The organism is Streptomyces sp. HUAS 15-9 (assembly GCF_025642155.1).
Lineage (GTDB): Bacteria > Actinomycetota > Actinomycetes > Streptomycetales > Streptomycetaceae > Streptomyces.
The window spans coordinates 7,177,226-7,197,142 of the sequence record NZ_CP106798.1 but is presented as its reverse complement, the minus strand read 5'-3'; the positions used below and the strand labels follow the sequence as shown (position 1 = coordinate 7,197,142).

The 19,917-nt window shown below is 70.1% G+C and carries 15 protein-coding genes and 3 pseudogenes; 4 read left to right on the top strand and 14 right to left on the bottom strand.

Annotation, left to right across the window (positions count from 1 at the left end; all coding sequences use genetic code 11):
* Positions 1 to 118: 118 nt before the first annotated feature.
* From N8I87_RS32835 to kdpF, 8 genes and pseudogenes are all read right to left on the bottom strand, one after another.
* Positions 119 to 919, bottom strand: a pseudogene (locus N8I87_RS32835) (transposase); the annotation flags it as partial.
* The gene (locus tag N8I87_RS32830; protein ID WP_263214161.1) at positions 850 to 990 is read right to left on the bottom strand and encodes a hypothetical protein; all 141 of its coding nucleotides are present in this window, start codon (positions 988 to 990) and stop codon (positions 850 to 852) included. The gene N8I87_RS32830 and the pseudogene N8I87_RS32835, both read right to left, overlap by 70 nt.
* Before the next feature lie 66 nt (positions 991 to 1,056).
* Entirely contained in the window at positions 1,057 to 3,600 is a 2,544-nt protein-coding gene (locus tag N8I87_RS32825) for a DUF4118 domain-containing protein (RefSeq protein WP_263214158.1), read from the bottom strand.
* Between the two features lie 2 nt (positions 3,601 to 3,602).
* A complete protein-coding gene (locus N8I87_RS32820; RefSeq protein ID WP_263214156.1) occupies positions 3,603 to 4,286 on the bottom strand; it encodes a response regulator in 684 nt (227 codons plus the stop codon).
* A 94-nt stretch (positions 4,287 to 4,380) separates the two neighbouring features.
* Positions 4,381 to 4,995, bottom strand: a complete 615-nt coding sequence (gene kdpC / locus N8I87_RS32815; RefSeq protein WP_263214153.1) for a potassium-transporting ATPase subunit KdpC — start codon at positions 4,993 to 4,995, stop codon at positions 4,381 to 4,383.
* Between the two features lie 5 nt (positions 4,996 to 5,000).
* Entirely contained in the window at positions 5,001 to 7,142 is a 2,142-nt protein-coding gene (kdpB, locus tag N8I87_RS32810) for a potassium-transporting ATPase subunit KdpB (RefSeq protein WP_263214152.1), read from the bottom strand.
* Positions 7,142 to 8,803 carry a potassium-transporting ATPase subunit KdpA gene (gene kdpA / locus N8I87_RS32805; RefSeq protein WP_263214150.1) on the bottom strand — a complete coding sequence of 554 codons (1,662 nt, stop codon included), beginning with the start codon at positions 8,801 to 8,803 and terminating at the stop codon, positions 7,142 to 7,144. The genes kdpB and kdpA overlap by 1 nt, the downstream gene beginning before the upstream one ends.
* A gap of 8 nt (positions 8,804 to 8,811) precedes the next feature.
* Complete coding sequence (gene kdpF / locus N8I87_RS32800; RefSeq protein ID WP_016434100.1) at positions 8,812 to 8,901, bottom strand: K(+)-transporting ATPase subunit F; 90 nt, start codon at positions 8,899 to 8,901, stop codon at positions 8,812 to 8,814.
* A 326-nt stretch (positions 8,902 to 9,227) separates the two neighbouring features.
* On the opposite strand from kdpF, the gene N8I87_RS32795 reads away from it, so the two are divergent.
* A complete protein-coding gene (locus N8I87_RS32795; protein ID WP_263214133.1) occupies positions 9,228 to 9,785 on the top strand; it encodes a hypothetical protein in 558 nt (185 codons plus the stop codon).
* Positions 9,786 to 9,801: 16 nt separating this feature from the next.
* Here N8I87_RS32795 and N8I87_RS32790 read toward each other — a convergent pair whose 3' ends face one another.
* From N8I87_RS32790 to N8I87_RS32780, 3 genes are read right to left on the bottom strand one after another with little or no spacing between them, the layout of a single operon-like run.
* Positions 9,802 to 9,951 (bottom strand): hypothetical protein, encoded by a 150-nt coding sequence (locus N8I87_RS32790; RefSeq protein ID WP_263214132.1) that lies wholly within the window; start codon positions 9,949 to 9,951, stop codon positions 9,802 to 9,804.
* A gap of 53 nt (positions 9,952 to 10,004) precedes the next feature.
* On the bottom strand, positions 10,005 to 10,805 hold the full coding sequence (locus N8I87_RS32785; RefSeq protein ID WP_411577315.1) for a DUF4118 domain-containing protein: 801 nt from the start codon (positions 10,803 to 10,805) through the stop codon (positions 10,005 to 10,007).
* Positions 10,802 to 13,300, bottom strand: a complete 2,499-nt coding sequence (locus N8I87_RS32780) for a sensor histidine kinase (RefSeq protein ID WP_263214131.1) — start codon at positions 13,298 to 13,300, stop codon at positions 10,802 to 10,804. Before N8I87_RS32780 ends, N8I87_RS32785 begins: the two co-directional genes overlap by 4 nt.
* A gap of 238 nt (positions 13,301 to 13,538) precedes the next feature.
* On the opposite strand from N8I87_RS32780, the gene N8I87_RS32775 reads away from it, so the two are divergent.
* Positions 13,539 to 15,113 carry a Na+/H+ antiporter gene (locus N8I87_RS32775; RefSeq protein WP_263214129.1) on the top strand — a complete coding sequence of 525 codons (1,575 nt, stop codon included), beginning with the start codon at positions 13,539 to 13,541 and terminating at the stop codon, positions 15,111 to 15,113.
* Positions 15,114 to 15,144: 31 nt separating this feature from the next.
* Here N8I87_RS32775 and N8I87_RS32770 read toward each other — a convergent pair whose 3' ends face one another.
* Positions 15,145 to 16,554: a GlnX family signal transduction membrane protein gene (locus tag N8I87_RS32770; RefSeq protein WP_263214127.1), complete on the bottom strand. Its 1,410-nt coding sequence runs from the start codon at positions 16,552 to 16,554 to the stop codon at positions 15,145 to 15,147.
* Between the two features lie 608 nt (positions 16,555 to 17,162).
* Between N8I87_RS32770 and N8I87_RS32765 the strand changes: the two are divergent.
* A pseudogene (locus tag N8I87_RS32765) lies at positions 17,163 to 17,549 on the top strand (potassium-transporting ATPase subunit B); the annotation flags it as partial.
* Positions 17,550 to 17,830: 281 nt separating this feature from the next.
* Here the strand turns inward: N8I87_RS32765 and N8I87_RS32760 are convergent.
* Positions 17,831 to 18,123, bottom strand: a pseudogene (locus N8I87_RS32760) (hypothetical protein); the annotation flags it as partial.
* The gene (locus N8I87_RS32755) at positions 18,120 to 18,764 is read right to left on the bottom strand and encodes a diguanylate cyclase (RefSeq protein ID WP_263214125.1); all 645 of its coding nucleotides are present in this window, start codon (positions 18,762 to 18,764) and stop codon (positions 18,120 to 18,122) included. The gene N8I87_RS32755 and the pseudogene N8I87_RS32760, both read right to left, overlap by 4 nt.
* A gap of 175 nt (positions 18,765 to 18,939) precedes the next feature.
* Between N8I87_RS32755 and N8I87_RS32750 the strand changes: the two genes are divergently transcribed.
* Positions 18,940 to 19,896 (top strand): LLM class F420-dependent oxidoreductase, encoded by a 957-nt coding sequence (locus N8I87_RS32750; protein ID WP_263214123.1) that lies wholly within the window; start codon positions 18,940 to 18,942, stop codon positions 19,894 to 19,896.
* Positions 19,897 to 19,917: the final 21 nt, after the last annotated feature.

The following is a 19,917-nucleotide window of genomic DNA, read 5'->3' as shown; positions in this document are numbered from 1 at the left end:
CGGAGGAGCCGGCACCAGGCGAGACACCACCCACTCGGAAGCCTCGCCAGGCCGCGCCCCTGGTCTACGCAGGACCCCCGCCGAAACGAGCCAACGGGGTCCTCACGTGTCACAGCCCCTATGAGCGGGGTGCTGGCTGTAGCTGTTTGACCAGGTGGAAGACCTCCCGGGCCGCGTCACGTTTGAGGCAGCGGACGATTTCACGCCGGGTCCTGCCCTCCTTGATCCGCCGCTCGTAGTAGTCCTGGGTACGCGGGTCGACCCGCAGACGGGTGAACACGATGCGATGCAGCGCGGCATTGGCCTGCCGGTCGCCGCCACGGTGGAGACGGCGGAACTGCCGACGCCCCGAGGAACGCTCAACCGGGCTGACACCGCACAGCGCGGCGAACGACGCCTCACTGTCCAACCGTTCCGGGTCGTCCCCCACCGTGATCAGCAGAGCGACCGCCGTGTCCGGACCGATCCCCACCACATCGAGCAGCTGCGGGGCATACCGTTCCACAAGCCGGGTCAGACGAGCCTCCACGTCCCGGATCTCCTCGGAGAGCCGGCCGATCCGGTGAGCCAGCAGGCCCAGCGTGATCCGGGTGGCCTGCACCACCGACTCCGCGCCGCCCTCCTCGCAACCACGCGCATCGGTGAACTGTGCACAGGTACGGAAGAGTTCGGCATTGCCCAGTCCGGCCAGTTCCTCCCGCAAGACGGGGTCCGCAGTGACGAGTACGGCCTTGAGCTGGCTGATGGCCTGGGTGCGGGCTTTGACGGCCGACACTTTCGTGAGTTTGTACATTCTCGCGATCTGCACCGGCCCGTCGCCCGTTTTGGCCCGGGCACGGGCCCGCCCGCTCAACACGGCTCGCGCCGCGTTCCGGGCATCGAGCGGATCCGACTTGCCACGCCGCCGACGACGAAGGCGATGTGCTCGGCGGGGATCTGCGCGCGCAGGCTCTCGATGAGGTTGTGCGGGTCGCCGCTCGTCACCAACACGCGGCGGATGTGGAAGGAGTTCCAGACAGTTGCGCCGGGATCCTGTGCGCGTGGGGGCCCGGCTGCTCATGTCGTGACGGCGGATGTGCGCTCGGGCTCTTCCGGGCGGCGTTGTGGTGCCGTCGGCAGGGTGAGGACCATGGTGAGGCCGCCGCCGGGGGTGTCCTCGGCGTTGAGGGTGCCGCCGATGGCCTCCGTGAAGCCGCGGGCCACCGCGAGGCCGAGGCCGACGCCGGCACCGCGCGGGGCGTCGCCGTAGCGCTGGAAGGGTTCGAAGATGCGGTCCTTGGCCTCGTCCGGGACGCCTGGGCCGCGGTCCACGACCCGGACCTCCAACCGGTCGGCGATCGCGCTGGCCGAGACCAGGACCGGCTTCCCCGGCGGGCTGTACTTGACCGCGTTCTCGACGACGTTGGCGACCGCACGTTCCAGCAGGCCGCGGTCGACGTCGACCATCGGGAGCGTTTCAGGGATGTCCAGGTCGACGCTGTCCTCGGGTACGCCGCCCAGCGCCATGGGGATCACCTCGTCCAGGTCCGTCTCGCGGATGATCGGCGTCACGGTGCCGGTCTGGAGGCGGGACATGTCGAGCAGGTTGCCCACGAGGTTGTCCAGGCGGTCGGCGCCCCCCTCGATGGCCGCCAGGAACTCCGTCTGGTCGGCCTCGGACCATTCGACGTCGTCCGAGCGCAGGGACGTGACCGCGGCCTTGATGCCGGCGAGCGGCGTGCGGAGGTCGTGGCTGACGGCGGCGAGCAGGGCGGTGCGGATGCGGTTGCCCTCGGCCAGCTCCTTCGCCTCGTCCGCCTTCTGCTGCAGGCGCTGGCGGTCCAGGACGACGGCGGCCTGGGCGGCGAAGGCGGCCAGCACCCGGCGGTCCTCGGCGGGCAGGACGCGGCCGGAGAGGGCCAGAGTCAGGTGGTCACCGACCGGGACGTCCACGTCGGCTGCATCGGGGCTGGTGCAGGGGCGGGGGCCGACGCTGCCGGCGCAGGTCCAGGGGGCGACGTCGTTCTCGCGTTCGAGCAGGGCCGCCGACTCCATGCCGAAGGTCTCACGGACCCGGTCCAGCAGTGCTTCCAGGGTCGTCTCGCCGCGCAGGACGTTGCCGGCGAGGAAGGAGAGGATCTCCGACTCGGCACGCAGCCGGGCTGCTTGGTGGGTGCGGCGGGCGGCCAGGTCCACCACCGAGGCCACCGACACGGCGACGCCGAAGAAGACCGCGATGGCGACGATGTTCTCCGGGTCGGCGATCGTCCAGGTGTGGACCGGCGGGGTGAAATACCAGTTCAGCAGGGCGGATCCGACCACCGCCGAGGCCAACGCGGGGAAGAGCCCGCCGAGCAGCGCCGCCGCCACCGTCATCGTCAGGAACAGCAGCATGTCGTTGGCCAGGCCGACCTGTGGAAGCACACTGCTCAGTAGCCACGTCAGCAGCAGCGGTCCGGCGATTCCGGCCAGCCAGCCCCAGATGAGCCGGGCCCGGCCGAGGCGCGCGCCCCTGGCGGCGGGCAGTCCTCGGCCCTTGCCCACCTCGTCGTGGGTGATGAGGTGGACGTCGAGGTCGGGCCCGGAGTCGCGGGCGACCGTGGCGCCGACGCCCGGCCCGAAGACGTACTGCCAGGTCCTGCGCCGGGAGACGCCGAGGACGATCTGGGTGGCGTTGACGCCCCGGGCGAAGTCGAGGAGCGCGGCCGGGATGTCGTCGCCGACGACGTGGTGGAAGGTGCCGCCCAGATCCTCCACCAGGGTGCGCTGGACGGCCAGTTCCTTCGGTGAGGCGGAGGTCAGGCCGTCGCCGCGGGCTATGTAGACGGCCAGGACCTCGCCGCCCGCGCCCTTCTCGGCCAGGCGTGCGGCGCGCCGGATGAGCGTACGGCCCTCGGGGCCGCCGGTGAGGCCGACCACGATCCGCTCGCGCGAGCCCCAGATCTTCGAGACCCGGTGCTCGCTTCGGTACTCGGTCAGGTACTCGTCGACCCGGTCGGCCACCCACAGCAGCGCCAGCTCGCGCAGGGCGGTGAGGTTACCGGGCCGGAAGTAGTTGGACAGGGCCGCGTCGACCTTGTCCGGCTTGTAGATGTTGCCGTGCGCCATCCGGCGGCGCAGCGCATCCGGGGACATGTCGACCAGCTCGATCTGGTCGGCCCGTCGTACGACCTCGTCGGGTACGGTCTCCTGCTGCCGAACCCCGGTGATGGACTCCACGACGTCACCGAGTGACTCCAGATGCTGGATGTTCACTGTGGAGATCACGTCGATGCCGGCCGCGAGCAGCTCCTCGACGTCTTGCCAGCGCTTGGTGTTCCGGCAGCCGGGGATGTTGGTGTGCGCGAGTTCGTCGACGAGGGCCACCTGGGGGCGGCGGGCGAGGACGGCGTCGACGTCCATCTCGGTGAAGACGCTGTCCCGGTATTCGATCTCCTTGCGCGGCATTTGTTCCAGGCCGTGGAGCATCACCTCGGTGCGCGACCGGCCGTGGTGCTCCACGAAGGCGACAACGCAGTCGGTGCCCCGCTCCACCCGTCGGTGCGCCTCGGAGAGCATCGCGTAGGTCTTGCCGACGCCGGGAGCCGCGCCGAGATAGATCCGGAGCTTGCCGCGTGCCATGTTCACCCTTCGAAGCGGTAGCCCATGCCGGGCTCGGTGATGAGATAGCGGGGGTGGGAGGGGTCGGTTTCGAGTTTGCGTCGCAGCTGGGCCATGTAGACGCGAAGGTAGTTCGTCTTGTTGGTCCGGGGGACTCCCCACACTTCCTGGAGCAGCTGCTTCTGGGTGATGAGCCGGCCGGGGTTCGTCACCAGTATCTCCAGCAGGTGCCACTCGGTCGGGGTCAGCCGCACGTCCCGACCGTCCCGTACGGCCTTCTTGGCCAGCAGGTCGAGGGTGAAGTGCTCCGTCTCGACCAGCGTCGTCTCTGGGACGAGCGGGGTGTCCTCCGTGCGGCGGACGGCCGCCCGCAGCCGGGCCAGCAGCTCGTTCATGTTGAACGGCTTGGTGACGTAGTCGTCGGCGCCCGCGTCGAGCGCCGCGACCTTCTCGTCGGACGACTGGCGTGCGGACAGGACCATGACCGGGACGCGGGTCCAGCCGCGCAGGGCCCTGATGACGTCGACGCCGTCCATGTCGGGCAGGCCCAGGTCGAGCAGAACGACGTCGGGCTGGCGGGCCGCCGCGAGACGGAGGGCGGTGGCGCCGTCGGGGGCTGCGTCAACGCCGTAGTTGCGTGCCTGCAGGTTGATCACGAGGGCCCGTACGAGCTGCGGGTCGTCCTCCACCACGAGCACCCTGGTCATGGGTGTGTGCCTCTCCTGTCGTCATGACGTCGGGAGTCGACGGACCCGGGGCTTTCCCCCGGCCGCCGACTCCCGCGCATGTCGGGTAATCCCGTCACTGCTTCGCCAGAAGGTCCTTGAGCGCGATGTTGAGCGCCAGGACGTTGACGTGCGGCTCGCCCATGAAGCCGAGGGTGCGGCCGTCGGTGTGTTCCTCGACCAGCTTCTGCACCTGGGCGACGGGCAGTCCGTTCGCCTTGGCCACGCGGCCCACCTGGATGTCGGCGTAGGCCGGGGAGATGTCCGGGTCGATCGCGGAGGCCGAGCCGGTCACCGCGTCCTTGGGCACCTCGGACTGCGGTACGCCGTTGAACTCGGCGACCTGCTTCTTCGCGTCCTTCACCCTCTGCACCAGCTCGGGGTTACTGGCGCTGAGCTGGCTGGAACCGGTGGTCAGCGGGTCGTAGTTGCTGTTGGACGGACGAGGCTGGAACCACTTCGGGTCCGGCTTGTCGGTGCCGGGCAGGTTCCAGCTCTGGCCGATCAGCTTCGAGCCGACCTCCTTGCCGTCGACCTTCACCATCGAGCCGTTGGCCTCGTCATGGAAGGCCGCCTGGCCGATGCCGGTGACGACGAGGGGGTAGACGATGCCGGTCACGACGGTGAGGACGAGCAGCATGCGCAGGGCGGCCCACGTCATACGGCCGAAGTTCACAAAGGAGTTGTTCATGTCCTTCACCCGATCCCGGGGATGAGCGAGATGAGCAGGTCGATGATCTTGATGCCGATGAAGGGGGCGATCAGCCCGCCGAGGCCGTAGATCGTGAGGTTGCGGCGGAGCATCTTGTCCGCGCTCACCGGCTTGTACTGCACGCCCTTCAGGGACAGCGGCACCAGCGCGATGATGATCAGCGCGTTGAAGATGACGGCGGACAGGATCGCGGAGTCCGGCGAGGACAGGCCCATGATGTTGAGCTTGTCCAGGCCCGGGTAGACCGCCGCGAACAGCGCCGGGATGATCGCGAAGTACTTCGCGACGTCGTTGGCGATGGAGAACGTGGTCAACGCGCCCCGGGTGATGAGGAGTTGCTTGCCGATCTCGACGATCTCGATGAGCTTGGTCGGGTTGGAGTCGAGGTCGACCATGTTGCCGGCCTCCTTGGCGGCCGACGTGCCCGTGTTCATCGCCACGCCGACGTCCGCCTGGGCCAGCGCGGGGGCGTCGTTCGTACCGTCACCGGTCATCGCGACGAGCTTGCCGCCCGCCTGCTCCCGCTTGATGAGCGCCATCTTGTCCTCGGGAGTGGCCTCCGCGAGGAAGTCGTCGACGCCCGCCTCCTCGGCGATCGCCTTGGCGGTCAGCGGGTTGTCACCCGTGATCATGACGGTCTTGATGCCCATGCGGCGCAGCTCCTCGAACCGCTCCCGCATGCCCTCCTTGACGACGTCCTTCAAGTAGATGACACCCAGGACCCGGGCGCCCCGCTCGTCCTTGACGGCGACCAGCAGCGGTGTGCCGCCCGCCTCGGAGATCCGGTCGGTCAGCGCCTGAGCGTCCTCGGCGACCGTGCCGCCCTGCTCCTCCACCCAGGCGATGACCGAGGCGGTGGCGCCCTTGCGGACCTTGCGGCCGTCGACGTCCACACCCGACATCCGGGTCTGGGCGGTGAAGGCGATCCACTCGGCGTGCGCCAGCTCGCCCTGGTGGCGCTCGCGCAGCCCGTACTTCTCCTTCGCCAGGACGACGATGGAGCGGCCCTCGGGCGTCTCGTCAGCCAGCGAGGAGAGCTGGGCGGCGTCGGCGACCTCGGCCTCCGTGGTGCCGCGCACCGGCACGAACTCGGCCGCCTGCCGGTTGCCCAGCGTGATGGTGCCGGTCTTGTCGAGCAGCAGCGTGGAGACGTCACCGGCGGCCTCGACCGCACGGCCCGACATCGCCAGCACGTTGCGCTGCACCAGGCGGTCCATGCCCGCGATGCCGATCGCGGAGAGCAGGGCGCCGATCGTGGTCGGGATCAGACAGACCAACAGGGCCACCAGCACGACCATGCTGAGGTTGGAGTGCGCGTAGTTCGCGAACGGCGGCAGGGTCGCCACCGCCAGCAGGAACACGATCGTCAGCGAGGCGAGCAGGATGTTCAGCGCGATCTCGTTCGGCGTCTTCTGCCGGGCCGCGCCCTCCACCAGGTTGATCATCCGGTCGATGAACGTCTCGCCCGGCTTCGTCGTGATCTTGATGACGATCCGGTCGGACAGCACCTTCGTACCGCCCGTCACCGCGGACCGGTCACCGCCGGACTCACGGATGACCGGAGCCGACTCACCGGTGATCGCCGACTCGTCCACCGAGGCGACACCCTCGACGACGTCACCGTCACCAGGGATGATGTCGCCCGCCTCGCAGACCACCAGGTCGCCGATGGTCAGCGCCGTGCCCGGCACCTGCTCCTCGGAGCCGTCCTTCAGCAGTCGGCGCGCGACCGTGTCGGTCTTGGCCTTGCGCAGGGTGTCGGCCTGGGCCTTGCCGCGGCCCTCGGCGACGGCCTCCGCCAGGTTGGCGAAGAGCACGGTCAGCCACAGCCAGGCGCTGATGGTCCAGCCGAACCAGTCGCCCGGGTGCTGGAAGGAGAACACCGTGGTCAGGACGGAGCCGACGAGGACCACGAACATCACGGGGGACTTGACCATCACCCGGGGGTCGAGCTTGCGGAAGGCGTCGGGCAGTGACTTGACCAGCTGCTTGGGGTCGAACAGTCCGCCGCCGACACGGCCTTCGGGCGCCTTGTGCCCGGTCGGCGCGTCCTGGTGGGGCGCGAGGGTGGGTGTGGACATGGAGTCCTGCTTCTTGATCTCTGTCTTCGAGGTGTTGATGGTCATCACGCCAACCCTTCGGCCAGCGGGCCCAGCGCGAGGGCCGGGAAGAACGTCAGACCGGTGATGATCAGGATCGCCCCCACCAGCAGACCGGTGAACAGCGGCTTCTCGGTGCGCAGGGTGCCCGCCGTGACCGGGACGGGCTTCTGCTCGGCGAGCGAGCCGGCCAGCGCCAGTACGAACACCATGGGCACGAAGCGCCCGAGCAGCATGCACAGGCCGAGCATCGTGTTGTGGTACTCGGTGTTGGCGGCGAATCCGGCGAAGGCCGAACCGTTGTTGTTGGACGCGGACGTGTACGCGTACAACACCTCGGAGAAGCCGTGCGCGCCCACGTTCGTCATCGACGACTGGCCCTTGCCCAGTGCCATCGCCAGCGCGGTGCCGACCAGCACCAGAGCCGGGGTGACCAGGATGTAGGCGGCGGCCAGCTTCATCTCGCGGGCACCGATCTTCTTGCCCAGGTACTCGGGCGTACGGCCGACCATCAGACCGGCGATGAACACGGCGATGATCGCCATGATCAGCATGCCGTAGAGGCCGGAGCCGGTGCCGCCGGGCGCGATCTCGCCGAGCATCATGCCGAGCAGCAGCACGCCACCGGACAGTCCGCCGAAGGAGTCGTGGAAGGAGTCCACCGATCCGGTGGAGGTCATCGTGGTCGACACGGCGAACGCCGACGAGTTGCCCTCGCCGAAGCGCTGCTCCTTGCCCTCCATCGCGCCGCCCGCCAGATGCGAGGCGGTGCCGGGGTGGGCGTACTCCAGCCAGGTCACGGCGACGAGGGCGAAGAACCAGATGATGCCCATCGCGGCGACGATCGCGTAGCCCTGCTGCACACTGCCGACCATCTTGCCGAAGGTGCGCGGCAGCGAGAACGGGATCACCAGCAGCAGGAAGATCTCCAGCCAGTTCGTGAAGCCGTTGGGGTTCTCGAACGGGTGCGCGCTGTTGGCGTTGAAGAAACCGCCGCCGTTGGTGCCCAGGTCCTTGATGGCCTCCTGCGACGCCACGGCGCCCGGGCTGATGGCCTGCTTCTGGCCGGTGAGCGTGGTGATGTGGTGGATGTCGCCGAAGTTCTGGATGGCACCGCAGGCGATCAGGACCACGGCCGCGATCACGGAGATCGGGATCAGGATCCGGATGATGCAGCGCACCAGGTCGGCCCAGAAGTTGCCCAGGTCGCCGGTGCGGGACCGGGCGAAGCCGCGCACCAGCGCAACCGCGACCGCGATGCCGACGGCCGCCGACACGAAGTTCTGCACGGCCAGGCCCATGGTCTGGGTGACGTGGCTCATCGCCACCTCGCCCGAGTAGGACTGCCAGTTCGTGTTGGACACGAAGGATGCGGCCGTGTTGAACGCCTGGTCCGGGCTGATCGGCTTGAAACCGAGCGACAGCGGCAGCTTGTCCTGGAGCCGCTGGAGCAGGTAGAGGAACAGCACGCTCACGGCGGAGAAGAACAGCACCCCGCGCAGATAGGCCGGCCAGCGCATCTCGGCGTCGGGGTTGGCTCCCACGGAGCGGTATATCCACCGCTCGACGCGCAGGTGCTTCCTGGACTGGAAGACGGCGGCCATGTAGTCGCCGAGGGGACGGTGCACGAGGGCGAGCGCGCCGATCAGCGCGGCCACGAAGAGCACGTCAGCAAGTACGGGACCCATGTCTGTGCTCAGAACCTCTCCGGGAAGATCAGGGCGAGGACGAGATAGCCCAGGAGGGCGACGGCCACGACGAGGCCGACGATGTTCTCGGCGGTCACAGCTTCGTCACCCCCCGGGCGACGAGAGCCACCAGCGCGAAGACCGCGACCGTGACGGCGACGAAGGCCAGATCGGCCATCGTGAACTCCTGAAGAGGTTCGGGGTGGAACTTGGACGCTTAGAGGAAACCCTGTCCTTGGCCGGATACGGTCGCTCGTTGACGGCCCTCTTACGGCCGCACCCACGGCTTTGACGGAACTCTTACGGCTGATGATTCCTACCGGCCGGTAACCCTGGTGGGTGAGCGGCCGAGGACCGTGCGGTCCTCATCAGAACGGCGTCAAAACGATGTGTTCCGGTCCTCGGCGTCTCTAACGTCACCGGCATGGGACGCCGTGAGAAGACGCGCAGGTCACCGGTGGCTGCCGAGGCACCGTCATCCGGGGACGCAGTGCACGACCACTGCTGGGCCCGGGACGTGAAGGACGCCGTCCGATGCGCTGGCGCACTGCTCACCCTGCTCCTGCTCGTCGACTGGGGCTCGGGCCGATTCACGCTCTGGCGCGGTCTGTTGTGGCTTGCGCTCGCTCTCCTGCTCTTCCTCGTGCTGTTCCCGGGCCGTGTCTCGGCCGGCGGAGGCTGGATGGCCTCCCGGCGGTTGCTCGGCAAGCGCCGCGTACGGACCGACCAGCTGGTGTCCGTGCGCTGCCTGGACGGTGTCTCCCAACGGCTCCTGCTGCGCGACGCGCACGGCGCGCGCGTCGAGATCGACCCCGACGTGCTGGTGAACAATCCCGCCCTGTGGCACCGCTTCGAGGAGGGGGCCCGGAAAGCAGCAGCCGACGGTCTGCTGCTGTGCGGGCAGACGACGCTGCGCCGACTCGCGGCCCGCATCGACCGCGAGACCGCGCTGGCCGTGTTCAAGGCATCCGGTCTGGAGTGACTCCTGCGGTGATCCCTCAGTCCCGTCGGTCCGAGGGATGCGGCTGCCCGCCCGTCATGAGGATGTCCAGCCCGCGCCGGGTGGTCGCCAGGACGACGCGGTCGCCGGCGCGCAGCACCCGCCCCTGCAGAGGCCGCCAGTCGAAGCCGGACCGGCGTCGTTCCACCGAGCGGCCCGTCCGGCGTCAGGAACGCGTCAGGGAATCCGCCGCGCCCGGTCTCACCACCCGCGCACCGGTCCCGACGTGTCCAGGGCCGCTCCCGTCTGATCGGCCAGCGTCACCGCGACCAGCCGGGCCTGGAGCGGAGGGACGGCGCCGGTGCCGGGGGTGAGCATGAAGCGGCCGAGGTAGTGGCCGTTGCCGTAGGCGCGCAGTTCGATCTCGCCCTCGGGCCAGCCGTCCGTGTCGGGATTCCAGGTGCGGCGGCCCACCGTCACGCTGCCGTCCTTCTCCAGGCGCGGGGGCCGTCCCATGAGGGTGCCGTATTCGAAGCGGCAGGCGCGCAGGCCGAGCAGGTCGGTCAGCTCGGTGCGGACGTGGTCGACCACGGTGTCCGCGGAGTTGGCGGACTGCACGAGGTCGGCTGTGCGGTGGATGCGCGCCAGGTGCGACGCCTCGGTCACCGTCATGACCTCCAGCCGGCGGGCTCGGGCCGCGAGCTGCGACACGATGACGCCGACCACCAGCAGGAGCACCGCGGTCTCGATGTCCGCCGAGGCGTTGATGTCGAAGGTCTCGTACGGCCGGGTGAGGAAGAAGTCGAACCAGGCTGCCGCCGACAGGGCCGCGACGACGCCTGCCGTGCGGCTGCCCAGCGCGGACACCGCGACCACCACCACGACGAGGATCAGGGCGGCGTTCGTGTGCGACAGGCCCGTACGGAACGGTACGAGCGTGAGGGCCACCAGGAAGGGGGCGGCCAGTCCGGCCGTCAGGGCCAGCCGGTCCCTGAGGGGCCAGGTGTGGGCCGGGGCATGCTTGCCGTGCAGCATCCTCCAGGCGCCCGTCTCCGTGCTCATCGCGCACCTCCTGCGCTCTGCTGGGCGGGTTCGGCCCCTACGGCCTGCTCCGCGAAGGGCAGCGAGACGACCATGGTCAGGCCGCCGCCGGGGGTGTCCTCAGGGCTGAGGCTGCCGTTCATGGCCTCGGTCAGGCCCCGGGCGAGGGCGAGGCCGAGACCGAGTCCGGTGGTGTTGTCGGTGTCGCCCAGCCGCTGGAACGGCTCGAAGGTCCGCTCCCGATCGGTCTGCGGGAGTCCCGGCCCCCGGTCCACGACCCGCAGCTCGACCCGGCCTGCCAGAGCACTGGCGGTGACCACGACCTTTCGTCCCGGAGGGGTGTGGCGGGCGGCGTTGCCGACCAGGTTGGCGATCACCCGCTCCAACAGCGGCGGGTCGGCCAGCACCGCCGGGATGTCCTCCACGTCCGCCACCTCGACCTCCGGGATGTCGGCGAGCGCCATGGGCAGGACCTCGTCCAGGGAGGTGGGGCGGAGGTTCAGGGTGAGGGCGCCGGCCTCCAGGCGGCTGAGGTCGAGCAGGTTCTCCACCAGGCGGTTCAGCTTGGCCATGGACTCGTCGGCGGTGGCGAGGAGTTCGTCGCGGTCCTCGGGCGAGAATTCGACGTCGCGGCTGCGCAGGGAGGTGACGGCGGCCCAGCCTGCCGCGAGCGGGGTGCGCAGGTCGTGGCCGACGGCCCGCAGCAGGGCCGTACGCAGCCGGTCGGCGGCCTTGACCGGCTCCACCTCGGCCGCCGCCTCGGCCAGCCGGGCCCGCTCCACCGCCGAGCCGACGTGCGCGGCGAACGCGGCCAGCACCCGCCGCTCGGAGGAGGAGAGGGTACGGCCGCACAGCACCAGGTATGCGCCCGGACCGGCTGGTACAAAGGTGGCGCCTTCGGTGTCCGGTTGCTCGTCCGCCAGCTCCGCCGATTCCATGGCGAAGGTCTCGCGGGTCCGCTCCAGCAGGGCCGGGATCGTCGCCTCGCCCCGCACGATGGTGCCGGCCAGCGAGGACATGGTCTCCGCCTCGGCGGTGGCCCGTGCCGAGCGCCGGGACAGACGCAGCGAGCGGTCCACGACGCCGGCCACGGTGGCCGCGACGACCGCGAACACGGAAGGCGCCAGAACGGAGTTTGCGTCCTTCAGGGCGAAGGAGCCGATGGGCGGGATGAACCAGTAGTTCAGCAGCAGCGACGCCGTCACCGAGGCGATCACCGCGGAGGTGACACCGCCTATGCAGGCCACACCGACCACGGCGAGCAGGAACAGCAGCACCTCGCTGGTCAGGTCCAGCGTCCCGCGCACCTGGGCGAGCACGGCCGTGAGCAGCACGGGCAGGACCAGCCCGGCCACGGGGCCGGCGATCAGCCGGGCCGTGGACAGCGTGCGGCGGCGCGAGGGAAGGAGGGTGCCGCGTCCGGCCCGTTCGTGGGTGACGCGGTGGACGTCGATGTCGCCGGACAGCTCGGTCACGGTCTCGCCCGTGCCGGGTCCGGTCAGGAAACGCTGCAGCCGGCCGCGACGGCTGGTGCCGAGGACCAGCTGGGTGGCGTTCTCCGCGCGGGCGAACTCCACCAGGGTGGTGGACACGTCCTCGCCGATGACCGAGTGGTAGCTGCCGCCGAGGTCCTCCACCAGCCTGCGCTGGCGGGCGAGCGAGGCGGCCGAGACGCCGTCGGCCAGGCCGTCGCTGCGGGCCACGTGCACCGCGAGCAGGTCCCCGCCGGCCGACCGGGCGGCGATCCGCGCCGCCCGCCGGATCAGCGTGTCGCCCTCCGGGCCTCCGGTCAGGGCCACGACGACCCGTTCCCGGGTCTCCCACACCCCACCGATGCCGTGCTGCGAGCGGTACTCCTGCAACGCCTCGTCCACCCGGTCGGCCACCCACAGCAGCGCCAGCTGCCGCAGGGCGGTGAGATTGCCGGGCCGGAAGTAGTTGGCGAGGGCCGCGTCGACCTTCTCAGGGGCGTAGATGTTGCCGTGCGCCATACGGCGGCGCAGCCCCTCGGGGGGCATGTCCACCAGCTCGATCTGCCCGGCCCGGCGTACGACCTCGTCGGGCACCGTCTCGTGCTGCGGAACGTTGGTGATCTTCTCGACGACGTCGTTGAGTGACTCCAGGTGCTGGATGTTCAGCGCGGTGATCACATCGATGCCGACGGCGAGCAGGGCGTCGATGTCCTGCCACCGCTTGGCGTTGTGCCCGTCCCCGGGGACGTTGGTGTGCGCGAACTCGTCCACGATCGCCACCTGCGGGCGCCGGGCGAGCACCGCGGCCAGGTCCATCTCCTCGAAGCCCCCGCCGCGGTACATGCAGGAGGCACGCGGGACGACCTCCAGGCCGTCGAGCATCGCCTCGGTGTACCGGCGGCCGTGGCACTCCACGAAGCCGACCACCACGTCCGCCCCGCGCGCGGCACGGCGGCGCCCCTCGTCGAGCATCCGGTAGGTCTTGCCGACGCCTGGAGCCGCGCCGAGGTAGACCTTCAGTCGTCCGGGCCGTACGTCACTCATCGCCGCCGACGCGCTCCGCTCACTGGATCAACTCCCCCACGATGAAGGGGGGCTGCTCCTAAGGAAGCCCTTCCCGGAGCCGTGCGGGATGCGTCTTAGCGTTTCCTTGGCGCCGATCCCGGTCACTTTGACACTGCTCTGACGTGACCTGGGCCGATAGGGTGAAAGCGGTGTGCCGGGAAGTCTGGTCGGCAGGGGAGCCAGGGCGGCTCCCTTTTTCAGCCCAGGGGGAAACGGCATGCGGAGCGTCGGGACGGTTCTTGCGTTGGTCATTCTGGCCACCGTGGTGGCGACCTTCGCGCGCCGGTGGCGCATTCCCGCGCCCTCGCTGCTGGTGGTCGCCGGTCTTGCCGTCGCGCTGCTGCCCGGCACTCCCGAGATCCAGATCAGCCCGGAGATCATCGGGCTGGTGGTGCTGCCGCCTCTGCTGTATGCGAGCGCGGAGGACATGCCGTGGCGCGAGCTGCGGGCGGTATGGAAACCGGTCGGGATCCTCGCGATCGGTCTGGTCCTGGCGTCGGCGGCGGCCGTCGCCGTGGTGGCGGCCACAGTCACCCCGCTGTCCTGGCAGATGGCGTTCGTGCTGGGCGCGGTGCTGGCCAGCACCGACCCGGTCGCGGTGACCGCGCTCGGCCGTCGGCTCGCCCTCCCGCCCCGGGTGCAGGTACTCGTCCAGGCGGAGAGCCTGTTCAACGACGCCACCTCGCTGGTGCTGGTGCGGGTGGCGGCGGGTATCGCGATCGCGTCGGCGGCGGCGAACTGGGGCGCGGCCGGCGGACAGTTCCTGCTGCTGGCCGGCGGCGGCACCGTGATCGGGGCGGCGGTCGCCGGAGTGATCATGTTGATCCGCCGCCGTACCGAGGACCCGGTGCTGGAGACGGTGATCGCGCTGGTCACCCCGTATGCCTCCTATCTCCTGGCGGAGGCCGCGCACACCTCCGGAGTGACCTCGTGCGTGGTCGCCGGGGTGATCCTGGGCGGCCGGGGCGACCGGCTCACCAACGCCCGCATTCGGCTCCAGTTGCACGCCGTGTACGGCACGGTGGTGTTCCTCCTGGAGAGCGTGGTGTTCAGCCTCATCGGGCTGGCCCTCCCGGCCGAGGTACGGGCGCTCGCCGACGGCGACCGCACCTGGCCGTTGTACGCCCTCGCCGTCGCCGCCACGCTCATCGCCGTGCGGATGCTGTGGCTCGCGCCGCTGTCCGCGGTCGTGCAGCGCAAGGGCGGCATCCACCGCCTGAACTGGCGGCTCCCGATGGTCCTCACCTGGGCCGGCACGCGCGGCGTGATGCCGCTGGCCGCTGCCCTGTCCATCCCCGAGGTCACCAAGAGCGGCAGCACGCTGACCGACCGGCCGCTTGTGCTCGTGCTCACCACCTCCGTGGTCGTGGTCACCCTGGTCGTCCAGGGCTTCACCCTCGCCCCCGTCGTCCGCGCCTCCGGCATCGCCCTGGAGCCGGCCCACACCGAACGCGAGGAGACCGAGGCCCGCTCCCATCTGGCTCACGCGGGGCTGGCCCGGCTGGAGGAGCTGGCCGAGCTGGAGGCCGTCTCCGACATCGTGCTCGACCGGCTCCGTCGCGGTCTGAACGCCCGCCTGGAGGACGCCCGCGACCGCCTCGCCGAGAACAACGGCAACGCCGCGGCCACCGAGTCGGCCGACCTCGTCTACCGCCAGCTCCGCCGCGATCTGATCGCCGTGGAGACGGAGGAACTGCAGCGTCTGTACGACGCCCACCGCATCAGCGACACCACCCGCCGCCGCCTCCAGCGCACCCTCGATCTGGAAGAGGCCCGGCTCACGGATGCCTGAGCGATCCCCCTCCTCAGTCACCGATGACCGGTCAGCGGAATTCCGCCAGCCGTGGCCGCAGCCCCAGGGCGGTGAGCGCCATGGCCGCGAGGAGCAGGCCGCCCGCCCAGGGCAGCAGGCCGCTCACCGCCGAGCGGCCGTCGTGCACTGACGAGGCGAAGTGGGCTCGGTTGATGCCAGTGAGTTGGTCCAGGGCGGCCATGTAGGAACCGAAGTGGGCGTTGGACATGCCCGGCTGCCAGCTGATACAGAAGGACACGGCCTGCCCTTCCTTCCTCTGCGCGACCAGCGTGCGAATATGGCGGTCGTCGCGCTGGTAGACGGCGTACGTCTCCACGGTCTTCTCCGCCGCGGCCCGCTCACCAGGGAAGGTGATGTTGTCCAGCTCGCGCCGGAACTCGCCGGTGAAGCGCAGGTCTTGATTGTCCGCCTGGTACGCCCGCCAGCTGCCGGCCATCCCGTCGTCGTACGTGTCGAGGGTCGCGCCCCGGATGCCGTACAGCTTCTGCGACTTGGTGAGGAACGACCGCGCGTACTGGCCGCGGCGCTGCGGGTCGAGGAGGTAGCGGCTCTCGTCGGCGTTGGCGTCGTAGGCGATGGCCCGCGCGCGGGACAGGGCCACGACGGAGTCGAAGGCGTCACGGCGGGCGCCGCGCAGGTTCGCGGACGACGAGGTGAGCATCTGCGCGCCGAGGGCCACCGCCAGCAGTGCGCACACGGTGGCGGCAAGGAGGGCCGGGTTCAGGATCCGGTGGAAGCGGCGGGCCAGGTACCACTGCAGAAGGCCGAGGACGGCCAGCAGGAGGACGCCCAGCGCGGCGGCGGCCAGCTGGGCGGAGAGAAGGGAGCGGGCGGCGGTGTACTCGGCGTCGAAGGCACGGTCGTTGGAGGCGACGAGGGTGCGTGACTCGGGCAGCAGCTTGCCCTGCAGCAGGTCGGTCGCCTTGCGGTAGTCGGCCAGGGCAGCCGGTTTGCCACCCGTGTGCCCGTCGTTCTCCAGGGCGCGGCCGATCAGCTCCTGGTACTCGGCGAAGTCGTCGGTCAGGTTCTCCACCGTCTTCTCGGCGGACCGGTCGCCCTGGGCCGCGACGGCGAGGGTCCGCAGATCGTGGCCGATCTCGCGCCGGGAGCTGCCGTAGAAGCCGATCGCCTTGTCGTAGGGGGTGTCCAGGTGCCCCTTCCCGGCGTCGCCGTTGGACAGCAGGATGTTGGCGGCCTGCGCGTCCATGTCGTTCAGGGCGAGGTTGAGGTCGGCGGCGCTGGTGGTGCGCGGCGCGTCCCGTCCGGCGATGCTGTCCCAGGTGCCGTTCACGGCGAGCCCGGCGACGAGCAGCAGCACCGCCACGGTGGTGGCGAGCAGGAGCGTGACCGCGCGCAGAAGGCGCAGCCACGCGGGCACGGTGGCCCAGAAACGGCGGCGCAGAGCGGCCCGCACGGCCACGGCTCGCTGCCCCAGGCGCAGCCCCGGACCCGGTCCGGCCGTCCGCGAATACCCTCGTCTTCGTGGTCCGGGGCTGCCCCCTGGTAGGGCGGCCGCCGTCCGTGGCGGTGCTCCTTGCTCGGTCCGAGAACCCTGCGCTGATCCGGCCGTGAGAGCCACGGTCCCTCCAACGTCACCGCCACGGACGGTCGCCCGTCCCCCGTTGTTGATCAGTCTGCGCCCGGATTCAGCCACCCCTGTCTCGTCTTGACGGCTCCCTGATGGCGAACCAGCTTTGTTTGACGGCACTTTGACGGCGGCCCCCGCGGCGCCGTATGAGTGCCGCAAATTCCGTGTCCGCCACCCCGATCGGAGCGGCGAGCGGGACTAGATTCGCTGTCGGCCGCCGCCGGGGCCACGGACGTCAGTGGCCCTCCCGGAGAGCGGAGTCCCCACTCCGCGGTGACGCGAAGGCGGTCCGGTGCGTGTCCGAGGGGGCACGCACGCGCGCAGAACGCCTGTCGTCGCCTCCTCGCCGGCGTTCGTGCGCCACCGTGCGGTGCCGGGGCCCCGGCACCGCACGGACCGCGGCCACAGTCCCTGCCCACCATCAAGGCACGAAGGTGTCCATGCTTCCCGCTGCCCCCGAGCAGGCCCCGTCGTCACACCCCGAACACGCGCCCCGGCCAAGGGCGGAGGGAAGAGCGAGGCGGCGCGCTCCGAGCGGGCTGTTCGAACCCGCCCAGCTAGTCCGTTCATTCCCCGAGGCGCTGCGCAAGCTCCACCCGCGCGTCCTGGTGAGGAACCCGGTGCTGTTCGTCGTGTCCGTCGGTGCGGTCCTCACCACGCTGTCGGCGTTACTGCATCCAGCCGTGTTCACCTGGGTCATCAGCCTGTGGCTGTGGCTGACGGTCGTCTTCGCCAACCTGGCCGAGGCCGTCACCGAGGGCCGCGGCAAGGCGCAGGCCGAGTCGCTGCGCAGAGCCCGTACCGACACGGTGGCGCTGCGGCTGCTGCACTGGAGCTACGGCACGAACCTCGCCACCGCCCCGTTCAACCAGGATCCGCCTGCCGAAGACGGTCAGCCGGGCATTACGGTGCGACATGAAGATCAGGATTCGAGTGGGGTTGTAAGTGTAAACGTTGGATAGCTTGTAATGTTGCACGTTGCGCTTTAGGGCATCATGCGTGGCCGGAATGGCCTCGAATGCGGCAACCATTGAATTTGGATACTACAGTTTAACGAAAAGCGTGAGTAATCCTAATAAGAGGGTGTCTCCCCCCCCCGGCGGCACCGCACGGTCAGACCGGCCGACCACAGCGACTCGGATACCGCCTCGGCGTCCTCTGGTAGCACGCAGAAGTCGGCGTCGTGCTGGAGTGTGCCGCTACCGCCGTGTGCGTAGACCGCCACGCTCCCGGCGAGCGCGAACTTGTGCCCGGCGCGCTTCAGGATGGCCCCACCTGCTTGGCGGCCTCCAGGATGGCCTGGCTGCGGTCGGGCGGAAGCTGATCCGGTCCGGGCGGGACCGGATCCCGGGCGGCCACCCGGAGGTCGGGGGCGTCTGCCGCGCCCTGTCCGGATCTCATCGACGGGTCCCTTCACGCGACGCGGTGCGCAGGCAGCGCCGCAGTTCTTCGGCGTACGGCACGACGACCCCGGCCACGATGATCCCGGCGAGCCCCGCCAGGTACGCGGCCGGCAGCGGATGCTCCTTGGGCAGCAGCCGCCAGTCCTGGCGGTCCGGGCCGCCCCGAAGGGTCTTGCGTACCTGGTCGGCGTGGAGACAGGCGGTGAACGACAGGGCGGTGAGCGGCAGCACTTCCAGGAAGCTGTGGATGTGCTGCTCGACGGGCCGCACCTCGCGTTCGCCGACGGCCAGCGACACGTCGTACACGGCCGTCGCGCCATGGGCGAGGGCAGCGCCGCCCATCGTGGTGAGCACCAGTGGGTTGATCCGCGCGAGCAGGCCCATGAGCACCGGTACACCGGCCTCGGTCATCATGAGCGCGTGGACCACGGACTCCTTGGTGCCGCTGGTGTGTTCGATCCGGGTCCGCCGGTGCATCCACCAGTCCGCGAGGCCGGGCACCACCCACAACGGGAGAAGGCCGTAGAGCAGAAAGCGCCGGCCGGCGTCCTCCGCCTCGGTCGACCGGAGCGGGATCCGCAGGTCGTCTGGGTGCCGCCAGCCCAGCCAGGCCGTACGGGGCAGAGCGCGCAGTGTCATGGAAACCTCCGTGACAGTGACAAGACCTTCGACCGGGGCCTTCGGGCCCTCCGGGGGCCCTTCGGCCACGCCTCCCCGGTACCCCTCCTCCGGTCGGCGACACCATGCGCAAGCTCGTGCCCATCGGGTACTCGGCTGCGGTCACCCCCGATCGGCCCGCGGTTCAGGAGGCACGATGACCGGCTTCGGATACTTCCTCGCGTGTGAGGAGCATCGCCCGGCGGAACTCGTCGAGCAGGCGCGAATGGCCGAACAGGCCGGTTTCGAGTCGCTGTGGATATCGGACCACTACCACCCGTGGAACGGCAGCCAAGGGCAGAGCCCGTTCGTGTGGTCGGTGATCGGCGCTCTCTCGCAGGCGGTCTCGCTGCCCGTGGAAACGGCGGTGACCTGCCCGCTCGTGCGGACGCACCCCGCCGTCATCGCCCAGGCGGCCGCGACCGGCGCGGTACAGCTGGGCGGGCGCTTCCGGCTGGGAGTGGGCACCGGCGAGGCGCTCAACGAACACATCCTCGGCACGGTCTGGCCGGAGGCACCGGTACGGATGGAGATGCTGGAGGAGGCCCTCCAGATCATCCGGCAGCTGTTCACCGGCGAGCAGACCAGCCACCACGGCAAGCACTACACCGTGGAGAACGCCCGCCTGTACACGCTGCCTGACGAACCGGTACCGATCGACGTCTCGGCCTTCGGCCCGCAGGCCGCCGAGGTCGCCGCGCGCATCGGCGACGGGCTGATCACGATGGTGCCGGACGAGTCCCTGGTGGAGCGTTTCCGGCGCGGTGGCGGCGGCACCAAGCCGGTCTACGGCGGACTCAAGGTCTGCTGGGGGACGAACGAACGGGAGGCGGTCCGCACCGCGCACCGCCTGTGGGCCACCGAGCAGCTGCCCGGCGAACTCGCCCAGGTCCTGCCCACCCCGAGCCACTTCGAGCAGGCGTCACGGCTGGTCACCGAGGAACAGGTTGCCGAGACGGTGCCGTGCGGCGACGATCCGGACGCGCACGTCGAGGCACTGAGGGCATTCGTCAACGCGGGGTTCGACGGCGTGTACGTCAGCCAGATCGGCAAGGACCAGCAGGGCTTCTTCGACTTCTACCGCACCAAGGTCCTGCCGAGGCTGCGGGACTGACCGCGCGAGGTGGTGGACACC

What these genes read in the sequence shown, in the direction of transcription:
- N8I87_RS32820 (WP_263214156.1), bottom strand. Translation starts at nt 4,286, where the DNA reads ATGACCAGGGTGCTCGTGGTGGAGGACGACCCGCAGCTCGTACGGGCC.
- N8I87_RS32775 (WP_263214129.1), top strand. Translation starts at nt 13,539, where the DNA reads ATGCGGAGCGTCGGGACGGTTCTTGCGTTGGTCATTCTGGCCACCGTG.
- kdpA (WP_263214150.1), bottom strand. Translation starts at nt 8,803, where the DNA reads ATGGGTCCCGTACTTGCTGACGTGCTCTTCGTGGCCGCGCTGATCGGC.
- N8I87_RS32795 (WP_263214133.1), top strand. Translation starts at nt 9,228, where the DNA reads ATGGGACGCCGTGAGAAGACGCGCAGGTCACCGGTGGCTGCCGAGGCA.
- N8I87_RS32825 (WP_263214158.1), bottom strand. Translation starts at nt 3,600, where the DNA reads ATGGCACGCGGCAAGCTCCGGATCTATCTCGGCGCGGCTCCCGGCGTC.
- N8I87_RS32755 (WP_263214125.1), bottom strand. Translation starts at nt 18,764, where the DNA reads ATGACACTGCGCGCTCTGCCCCGTACGGCCTGGCTGGGCTGGCGGCAC.
- N8I87_RS32785 (WP_411577315.1), bottom strand. Translation starts at nt 10,805, where the DNA reads ATGAGCACGGAGACGGGCGCCTGGAGGATGCTGCACGGCAAGCATGCC.
- N8I87_RS32750 (WP_263214123.1), top strand. Translation starts at nt 18,940, where the DNA reads ATGACCGGCTTCGGATACTTCCTCGCGTGTGAGGAGCATCGCCCGGCG.
- kdpB (WP_263214152.1), bottom strand. Translation starts at nt 7,142, where the DNA reads ATGACCATCAACACCTCGAAGACAGAGATCAAGAAGCAGGACTCCATG.
- N8I87_RS32780 (WP_263214131.1), bottom strand. Translation starts at nt 13,300, where the DNA reads ATGAGTGACGTACGGCCCGGACGACTGAAGGTCTACCTCGGCGCGGCT.
- kdpC (WP_263214153.1), bottom strand. Translation starts at nt 4,995, where the DNA reads ATGAACAACTCCTTTGTGAACTTCGGCCGTATGACGTGGGCCGCCCTG.